Annotated in this window: 11 protein-coding genes; 10 read left to right on the top strand and 1 reads right to left on the bottom strand. The window is 69.0% G+C overall.

Features of this window, described 5'->3' with window-relative positions; translation table 11 throughout:
• From LH128_RS25605 to LH128_RS25590, 4 genes are all read left to right on the top strand, one after another.
• A partial coding sequence (locus LH128_RS25605; RefSeq protein WP_008832600.1) for a murein L,D-transpeptidase catalytic domain-containing protein occupies positions 1 to 501 on the top strand: 501 nt, incomplete at its 5' end.
• Between the two features lie 77 nt (positions 502 to 578).
• Entirely contained in the window at positions 579 to 1196 is a 618-nt protein-coding gene (locus LH128_RS25600) for a TetR/AcrR family transcriptional regulator (RefSeq protein ID WP_008832599.1), read from the top strand.
• On the top strand, positions 1196 to 2221 hold the full coding sequence (locus LH128_RS25595) for an XdhC family protein (protein ID WP_008832598.1): 1026 nt from the start codon (positions 1196 to 1198) through the stop codon (positions 2219 to 2221). The genes LH128_RS25600 and LH128_RS25595 overlap by 1 nt, the downstream gene beginning before the upstream one ends.
• On the top strand, positions 2218 to 2772 hold the full coding sequence (locus LH128_RS25590) for a nucleotidyltransferase family protein (protein ID WP_008832597.1): 555 nt from the start codon (positions 2218 to 2220) through the stop codon (positions 2770 to 2772). Before LH128_RS25595 ends, LH128_RS25590 begins: the two co-directional genes overlap by 4 nt.
• Here the strand turns inward: LH128_RS25590 and LH128_RS25585 are convergent.
• Positions 2769 to 3278 (bottom strand): YqgE/AlgH family protein, encoded by a 510-nt coding sequence (locus LH128_RS25585; protein ID WP_008832596.1) that lies wholly within the window; start codon positions 3276 to 3278, stop codon positions 2769 to 2771. The two genes, LH128_RS25590 and LH128_RS25585, sit on opposite strands and share 4 nt — an antisense overlap.
• 160 nt (positions 3279 to 3438) lie before the next feature.
• Here LH128_RS25585 and LH128_RS25580 point away from each other — a divergent pair, with 160 nt between their 5' ends.
• From LH128_RS25580 to LH128_RS25555, 6 genes are all read left to right on the top strand, one after another.
• Positions 3439 to 4131 carry a fumarylacetoacetate hydrolase family protein gene (locus tag LH128_RS25580; protein ID WP_008832595.1) on the top strand — a complete coding sequence of 231 codons (693 nt, stop codon included), beginning with the start codon at positions 3439 to 3441 and terminating at the stop codon, positions 4129 to 4131.
• 123 nt (positions 4132 to 4254) lie between these two features.
• On the top strand, positions 4255 to 6300 hold the full coding sequence (locus tag LH128_RS25575) for a TonB-dependent receptor (RefSeq protein ID WP_037521355.1): 2046 nt from the start codon (positions 4255 to 4257) through the stop codon (positions 6298 to 6300).
• A gap of 56 nt (positions 6301 to 6356) precedes the next feature.
• Positions 6357 to 7091, top strand: coding sequence for a metallophosphoesterase family protein (locus tag LH128_RS25570; RefSeq protein WP_008832593.1), 735 nt, complete (start codon positions 6357 to 6359; stop codon positions 7089 to 7091).
• A gap of 1 nt (position 7092) precedes the next feature.
• The gene (locus LH128_RS25565; protein ID WP_008832592.1) at positions 7093 to 7632 is read left to right on the top strand and encodes a (2Fe-2S)-binding protein; all 540 of its coding nucleotides are present in this window, start codon (positions 7093 to 7095) and stop codon (positions 7630 to 7632) included.
• Positions 7629 to 7973 (top strand): arsenate reductase (glutaredoxin), encoded by a 345-nt coding sequence (gene arsC / locus LH128_RS25560; protein WP_008832591.1) that lies wholly within the window; start codon positions 7629 to 7631, stop codon positions 7971 to 7973. The genes LH128_RS25565 and arsC overlap by 4 nt, the downstream gene beginning before the upstream one ends.
• A 117-nt stretch (positions 7974 to 8090) precedes the next feature.
• Entirely contained in the window at positions 8091 to 8723 is a 633-nt protein-coding gene (locus tag LH128_RS25555) for a class I SAM-dependent methyltransferase (protein WP_008832590.1), read from the top strand.
• Positions 8724 to 8793: the final 70 nt, after the last annotated feature.

Raw genomic sequence — 8793 nt, 5'->3', positions numbered from 1 at the left:
CTCGACGTCGCGTCGAAGCAGGCCGGGCGCGTGCGCAATCATCTGTGGCGCGCCGACGTGGTCGGAATCGTCGATTTTGCGCAGCCTTCGTGGAAACCGCGCCTCCACTTCGCCAATCTGGAAAACGGGACGATGCGCTCGTTCCTCGTCGCGCACGGGCGCGGTTCCGACCCGGCACACAGCGGCTGGCTGCAGAGCTTTTCCAACGTTCCCGGCTCGGAAGCGACCTCGCGCGGTGCCTACCTCACCGCCGAGTGGTACAAGGGCAAGTACGGCACCTCGATCCGTCTGATGGGTCTGGACAACGACAATTCGATGGCGCTGCCGCGCGCGATCGTCATGCATCCGGCTTGGTACGTCGGCTCCTCGATGATCGACAAGTGGGGCAAGCTCGGTCGCAGCGAGGGCTGCTTCGCCATGAGCGACAACGATTTCAACGAAGCGCTCTGGCACCTTTCCGGCGGTCGCCTGCTGTTCGCGGATCGCATCGGCGAAGGATGAATCTCAACGCCGCGTTGCGACTGTCTCACGGCGCCTGCGGTTAGACACGCCTCCGTCGCAATGATACGCATCGTATCATGGACACCAGCCTGACCGGCCTCAAGCGCGAGGCTCCCACCGATGCACGACAGGTCCGCTCGCGGCAGGCGCTGACCTCGGCGTTGCTGGCGCTGCTTGAAATCAAGCCGTTCGACCAACTGACGATCCGCGAGATCAGCGCCCGCGCCGGGACCGGGTACGCCACTTTCTTCCGACATTATCCGACCAAGGAAGCGCTGCTGGCCGACGTCGCCGCGCACGAGATCGAGGATCTGCTCGGCCGCACGATTCCGATTCTCTACGCCGCCAACAGCTACGAATCGACGCTGGAAGTCTGCCGCCATGTCCACGAGCACGCGATGCTGTGGTCAGCACTGCTGACCGGCGGTGCAGCGGGCATCGTACGTGAGGAGTTCATCCGCCAGGCGCTGGGCCTTGCGAAAAGCGCTCAGTCGCACCACCCTTGGCTGCCCTCTGACCTCGGGACCATTCACGGCACCGGCGCGACCATCGACATCCTTGCGTGGTGGCTGGCGCAGGGCGGGGACAAGCCTGCCTCCACCCGCAGCCCCGAGGAAGTGGCGACGATCCTGCACCGTCTGGTCATCGCCCCGCTGATCGGCGACACTGTGGAGCGCCAGGCGGCGCGCGCGTGATGACGCTGACCGAAGACCCTGTCCTTAACCCTGCCCTCAGCGGCATGATCGAGGACGCGGACTGGCCCGAGTTCGGCTGGATCGACGACGTGCGCCCCGCTTTGCGCGCGGCCCTCGCGGCAGGCCGTCCGGTGGCGCTGGCGACACTCTACAAGGTCGCGGGCAGCGCCCCGCGCGGTCCCGGTGCGCAGATGCTGTTCGCGGCAGGGGCCGGCGGGCACGTGGCGGCGACCGGCTATTTCTCGGGCGACTGCATCGAGGGCGACGTCGCCAACCACGCCGCGCAAGTGCTTGCCGACGGCAAGCCGAAGCGGTTGCATTACGGCATGGGCAGCCCCTGGATCGACCTTCGCCTGCGCTGCGGCGGCGCGCTGCACGTGTTGCTGGAACGGATCGCGCCGGATTCGCCCGCCGCCGCCGCGCTGCTGGACCACGCCGCCGAGCGCCGCACCTGCCTCTGGGCGAGCGACGGCGAAACGCAAGAGGCGCGCGAGGACCACGGCCCGTTGCTCGCGCTTCACGAAGACCCGTTCCGCATCGCCCGCCGATACGATCCGCCGCGCCGCCTGATCGTCTCGGGCGGCGATCCCGGCGCGCTCGCCGCCGCGAAGCTCGGGGCGATGGCGCAGTTCGAGACGATCCTGCTGCGCCCCGGCGGCCCGCATGCGCCGCCGCCCTTCCCCGTCTCGCGTTACTTGCGCGAAGAGCCTGCAGACGCCCTCGCCCACCTGAAGGTCGATCGCTGGACTGCCTACCTCGGCGCCACGCATGAGGATCACCACGACCTCGGCGGCTGCCTTGCCGCACTGCGCGGCGGAGCGGGCTATGTCGGCATGATCGGCGCGAAATCGCGCGCGGCCCAACGCCTCGGCGCGCTGGAAGCGGCAGGCGCGAGCGCGGAGGAACTGGCGCGGCTGCAGCTTTCGCCGGGCGTCCCCGGGCTGGGCAAGTCGCCCTGGGAAGTCGCCACCGGCATCATCGCCGAAATCATGCAGGCGCTGAACCCGGCGCGGGAACGGGCTTGAGCGCGGTCGCACTGGTGCTCGCAGCCGGGCGCTCGACCCGATTCGGCAGCGACAAGCTCTCCGCCCGGCTCGATGGCGAGCCCCTGCTCCATCACGCGATCCGCATCGCCCGCGCCGCACCTGTCGAGCGAGTGATCGTCGTCGCGCGGCCCGGGCTCGATACGGGCGAATGGCCCGGCACGCCTGCGGTGGAGACACTGCGGCTGGAGAGCGATGCCTTGTCCGAGACACTGAAGGCCGGCATCGCGGCGGCCGGAGAGGCAAAGGCCGCCTTCGTTTTCCTCGGTGACATGCCGCGCATTCCCGCAGAAGTCGCACCGACACTCGCCTCCGCGATCGGCGATGCCTATGCCGCGATGCCCTGCCACGGGGGCAAGCCCGGCCATCCGGTCCTGCTGTCCCCCGCCGCCTTCCCCGCCATCGCCGCGCTCACCGGAGACGAGGGCGCGGGACGCCTGCTGCGCAGCCGCGATGACGTGGTGAGAGTCGAGGTCTCCTCGCCCGCGATCCACTTCGACGTGGACCGCCCGGGCGATCTCGAAGGGGCCTAAGCCCGCCCCGTCTCGTTCGAAAGCAGCGCGGGATCGATCCCTTCCGCCCGCCATGTCGCGGACCAGCGCCCCTCCGGCGGCGTTTCGAACAGGACTTCGCGGTGGCCCTCTGCGGCGTACCATCCGTGGTGCCGCATCTCGCCCTCCAGTTGGCCCGCGCCCCATCCGGCGTAGCCCAGCGCCATGATCCACTGCGACGGCCCCTGCCCCGCCGCGATCGCGCGCAGCACGTCCATCGAGGCGGACAGCCCGCAAAGCGGCGCGACCTCGATAGTGTCGCTGCCGCCCCAGTCGGTCGAGTGCAGAATGAAGCCGCGCCCCGGTTCAACCGGGCCGCCGTGCATGATCTCGCGGTTGGGCGAGACGCCCGGGTCGAGGCCCAGTTCCTCCAGCACGTCGTGGAAACGCACGCCTTCACGCACATGGCCGATGCCGACGCCGAGCGCGCCGTCCTCGTCATGCACGCATAATACGTTGACCGAGCGCTCGAAGCGCGGGTCGAACATCCCCGGCATTGCCAATAGGATGCGGCCTGCAAGATACTGCTGCGTCGTCACCCGCCCACTCTATGCCCCCTTGCGCCGACTACAACCCCCGTATCCGAGAGAGCGCTTTCCCGATGCGACGGAGCGGCCTATGCCCCGGCACAAAGGAGAACCCAGCCCCGTGACCCTGCTTTTCGACCTTCCCGTCGCCCCCACCGTGCCCGTCGTCGGCGAAGCGGCCGCCTATCCGGTGCGCCGCATCTTCTGCGTCGGGCGCAATTATGCCGCGCACGCGCTGGAACTGGGCAACGCAGTCGACCGCGAGGCGCCGATCTGGTTCAACAAGGCGCCCGCAGCGCTGTGCCTCGACGGCGGGGCGATCCCCTATCCGCCGGGCACCGAAAGCTGCCACTACGAGATGGAACTGGTCGTCGCCATCGGCGCCCCCGCGTTCCGGATCGCCCCCGAGGGGGCAATGGAGGTGGTCTACGGCTATGCCTGCGGCCTCGACATGACCCGGCGCGACCTGCAGAACGCATCCAAGGCCAAGGGTTATCCCTGGGACACCGGCAAGGACTTCGAGAATGGCGCGGTTATCGCGCCGATCACGCCCGCCGCTGCGTTCACGCCTGAAGGCCAGCGCATCGCACTGACGCAGGGCGGCGCGGTCAGGCAGGACGGCGTGCTCTCGGACATGATCTGGTCGATCCCCGAGCTGATCGCCGACCTCTCGCGCCTCTACCACCTCGCGCCCGGCGACCTGATCTATACCGGCACCCCGGCCGGCGTCGGGCCAGTGGCGGTGGGCGACGTGCTGGAAGGCACGATCGATGGCCTGACCCCGCTGCGGCTAGAGATCGCCCAGGCGGAATGACGTTCCTTCCCCCAATCGGGGGGGGATTATCCCTTGGGTCGCCTGCTTCTTGTCCGTCTTGTCAGCCGCCGCGCGTTGCTGGACATACCCGGGCGGAGAACGATGCCTAAAAGCCGGAAGAACATGACAACGATTCGACGTCGCATTTTGCCATCCGTGGGCCGGTCGCTGCTCGCCCTGCCCCTCGTCGCGCTCGCGCATCCCGCGCTGGCCGAGGACGATGACGCCGCCCCGCGCGAGCCCATCGTCGTCACCGGGCGCGGGCTTTCGGAAGGTCCGGCGACGCCCGCCTACGACGTCCAGACGATCGCCCGCGACAAGCTGGTTTCCAGTGCCTCGGGCCGGATCGAGGATGTGCTGGCCTCTGTCGCCGGATTCCAGCAGTTCCGCCGCTCCGACAGCCGATCGTCCAACCCCTCGAACCAGGGCGTGACCCTGCGTGCACTGGGCGGCAATGCATCGAGCCGCGCGCAAGTGCTGCTGGACGGCGTGCCGGTGGCGAACCCGTTCTTCGGCTATATTCCACTGAGCGCCCTCACCCCCGACCGCCTCGGCTCCGTGCGGGTGACGCGCGGCGGCGGTATGGGCGCGTTCGGCACGGGCGCGGTCTCCGGCACGATCGAGATGGAAAGCGCGAGCCCTGACGAACTCGGCCCGGTAAGCGCGGAGGCGCTGGTCAACAACCGGGGCGAGACGCAAGGCTCGCTCACGGTGGCGCCGCGCCTTGGCGAAGGCTTCGTCGTGGCGGGCGTGCAGTGGGATCGCGGCCAGGGCTTCTGGACCACGCCGAAGGACCAGCGCGTCGCCGCCACCGCGCGCGCGAAGTATGAAAGCCTGTCGGGCTCGCTGCGCGCCGTCGCGCCGCTGACCGACAACATCGAGGTTCAGGCATCGGGCCTCGTCTATGACGATGCGCGCACGCTGCGCTTCAAGGGCGCGGATTCGACGTCCTCGGGTCAGCAGGGCTCGCTGCGTTTCGTGGGCCGGGGCGACTGGCAGTTCGACGTGCTGGGCTTCGTGCAGGCGCAGGACTTCTCGAACATCGTCATCAGCTCGACGAGCTACAAGAAGACGCTCGATCAGGCCAAGACCCCGACGCTGGCGGTCGGCGGCAAGGCCGAACTGCGCCCGCCGGTGGGCGAAAACCACGTGCTGCGCATCGGCACCGACGTGAAGCTCTCGCGCGGGAACCTCGTGGAAGCGCCCTATAGCGCCGTCACCGGCCTCGCCACCGCGTTCCGCAAGGCGGGCGGGCGGCAGTCCGACCTCGGCTTCTATATCGAGGACGACTGGACCATCGGCCAGTTCGTGCTGACCGCTGGCGGCCGCCTCGACCGCTGGACCATCACCGACGGCTACTACCATCAGGTGAACCCCGCGGGCGTGGTGACGCAGGACACCCGCTACGCCGACCGCGACGGCTGGAACGCCAACGGGCGCGGCGGGATCGTGTGGAATGCCGGCACCGCCGTGTCGCTGCGCGCCGCCGCCTATACCGGGCTGCGCCTGCCGACGCTGAACGAGCTGTACCGGCCCTTCGTGGTGTTCCCGATCACCACCAATGCCAATGCCGGCCTCAAGCCTGAACGCCTGCGCGGTTACGAGGCGGGCGTGGACTTCCACCCCTCCGAGGCGCTGAACCTGTCGATCACGGCCTTCGACAACTACCTCAAGGACGCCATCGCCAACGTCACTTTGTCCTCCACCGTGCGCGAGCGGCAGAACGTCGATTCGATCCATGCGCGCGGGATCGAGGCAAGCGCCGACCTCAAGCTGGGCAAGGTCGATCTGTCCGGCTCGCTGTCGTGGACCGACGCCAAGGTGAAGGCGACCGCCGCGCAGATCGCGCTCGACGGCATGCGCCCGGCGCAGGTGCCCAAGCTCGCGGCCAGCGGGACGGTGGCATGGGCACCCGCCGACGGCTGGCGCCTTGCTGCTACCCTGCGCCGCACCGGTGCGCAGTACGAGGACGACCTTCAGGTCGACACCCTGCCCGCCGCGACGACGCTGGACCTTTACGCGCAAGTGCCGATCACGCGCTTTGCCTCGCTGGTCCTGCGCGCCGAGAACCTGACCGACGAGACGATCGTGACGCGCAATGCGGGCGGCTCGATGGATCTGGGCCAGCCGCGCACCTTGTGGGCGGGGTTCAAGCTGGGCCTGAACTGACTGGGCCTGAACTGACTGGGGTTGCGCTGATCGGCAAGGCGGGGCATCGCGAGGGCATGGCCATCGCGGTGATCTCCGACATTCACGGCAACCTCGGCGCGCTCGACGCGGTGCTGGCGGACGTGGCCGCGCGCGGGGTGCGCCGGGTGGTGAACCTCGGCGACATCCTCAGCGGCCCGCTCGACAGCGTAGGCACGGCGGAGCGGCTGATGGCACTCGGGCTTGAGACGATCCGGGGCAACCACGAGCGCCAGCTGCTCGAACAATCGCGCGCCGAGATGAACCTTTCCGACGCCGCCACCGATGCCGTGCTGCAGCCGCGCCACCGCGAATGGCTGGCCTCGCTGCCGGTGGACATGTGGCTGGAGAGCGACCTCTACGCCTGCCACGGCTCCCCGCGCGGCGATCTGGAATTCCTGCTGGAAACGGTCGAGCCCACCGGCTGCCGCGCCGCCACCCCAAAAGAGATCGCCGAGCGGCTGGGCGGGATCGACGCCCCGCTGGTGCTCTGCGGCCACTCGCACAAGCAGCGGGCGGTGCGCCTCGATGACGGGCGGCTGGTGGTGAACCCCGGTTCGGTCGGCCTGCCCGCCTTCGCCGACGACCAACCGCATCCCTACGTCATCGAATCGGGTTCGCCCGAAGCGCGCTATGCCGTGATCGAGCGCGGGCCGGATGGCTGGGAAGCGGAGCTGCGCGCCGTCGCTTACGACTGGACCGCCGCCGCCCGCCGCGCTGCCGAGGGCGGGCGCGAGGACTGGGCGCGCGCGCTGGCCACGGGATACGCCTGAGATGACCCGCTTCACCGTCAACGACCGCCCCGTCCAGTTCGAGATGGACCCGCGCACGCCGCTGCTGTGGGCGCTGCGCGATGCGGCCAACCTCACCGGCACCAAGTACGGCTGCGGTGTGGGCGATTGCCATGCCTGCACCGTCATGGTCGATGGCGCCGCGCTGCGATCGTGCCTCATCACGCTGGCCGAGTGCGAGGGCCGCTTCGTCGTCACCGTCGAGGGCCTGTCGCGCGACCGCTCGCATCCGGTGCAGCAGGCGATGGTGGCCGAGCAGGCGGTTCAGTGCGGGTTCTGCACGCCCGGTATCGTGATGAGCGCCGCCGCCCTCCTCGCCCGCAACGCCAACCCAAGCGAGGCCGAGGTCAAGGCGGCGATCCCGAACTTGTGCCGCTGCGGCGTCCAGCCCCGGCTCGTGCGCGCCATCCAGCGCGCCGCCGCCGTCGCCCGCCGCGAAGAGAAGATCGACGCCGCGCCGGTCCCCGGCGGCTCTGGCAGAATTCCGGCGATGGTCCCGGACACGAAAGGACAGACCCCATGAGAGCCACCATCTGGCACAACCCCAAGTGCGGCACCTCGCGCAAGACGCTGGCGATCCTCGAGGAAACGCCGGGCGTCGAGGTTACGGTGATCGAATACCTCAAGACCCCGCCGAGCGCTGAAAAGCTGGCGCAGCTCTACCGCGACGCCGGGATCAGCCCGCAGCAGGGCCTGCGCATCCGCGGCACCGATGCCGAGGAGCGGGGCCTGCCGCAAGCGGACGACGCCGCCGTCCTCGCCGCGATGGCCGCCGACCCGATCCTGATCGAGCGCCCGCTGGTCGAGACCGACAAGGGCGTGCGGCTTTGTCGCCCACAGGAAACGGTTCACCAGATTCTCTGACCCGGTTTCCCCATCCGGCGCGTTCCGGCAACGCGCCATCGCCTTGCATTGGCAGGGACAATCTGCCACCGCATGGCAAATCCGTGACATGACAATATTGCGAGAGCCTTCCTCAGCATGACCAGCACCGAGCTTGCCCGACAGCCTTTGGCCCACCGGATCAGGCAGAAGATCAAGCAGGGCATGGGGCCTTGGGGCGTGTTCCTCGAAGGTTTCATCCGCAACCCCGTGATGGTCGGCTCGATCGTCCCGTCCTCGCGCTTCACCATCAACCGCATGCTGTCGAAGGTGGACTGGGCGAACACGAAGCTGTTCGTCGAGTACGGCCCCGGCGTCGGCACTTTCTGCCAGCCGGTGCTCGACCGCCTGCCGCGCGACGGCATGCTGATCGTCATCGACACCAACCCGATGTTCATCGACTACCTGCGCCGCACGATCAGCGACAGCCGCTTCGTCGCGGTCAACGGCTCGGCGGCGGACGTCGAGGAGATCGTGCGCGCGCACGGGCACGAAAAGGCGGACTACGTCCTGTCGGGCCTGCCGTTCTCGACCCTGCCCAAGGGCGTGGCGCCCGCCATCGCCTCGGCCACCTACCGCGTGATCCGCAAGGGCGGCGCGTTCCTGGTCTACCAGTTCCGCCCCAAGGCGCGCAGCTACATGGCCCCGCACTTCAAGCGCATCGACGACGCGATCGAACCGATCAACGTCCCGCCCTGCTTCATGTGGTGGGGCTGGAAGGACGAGGATTGACCTGAAAATCCTCCCTGTCGCGAAGCGATGGGGAGGGGGACCGCCGACGCAGTCGGGGGGGGGGGGGGGG

It is taken from the genome of Sphingomonas sp. LH128 (assembly GCF_000293195.2).
Lineage (GTDB): Bacteria > Pseudomonadota > Alphaproteobacteria > Sphingomonadales > Sphingomonadaceae > Novosphingobium > Novosphingobium resinovorum_A.
Note: the sequence above shows the minus strand (reverse complement) of the source record. Positions and strands in the feature narration are given on the sequence as shown.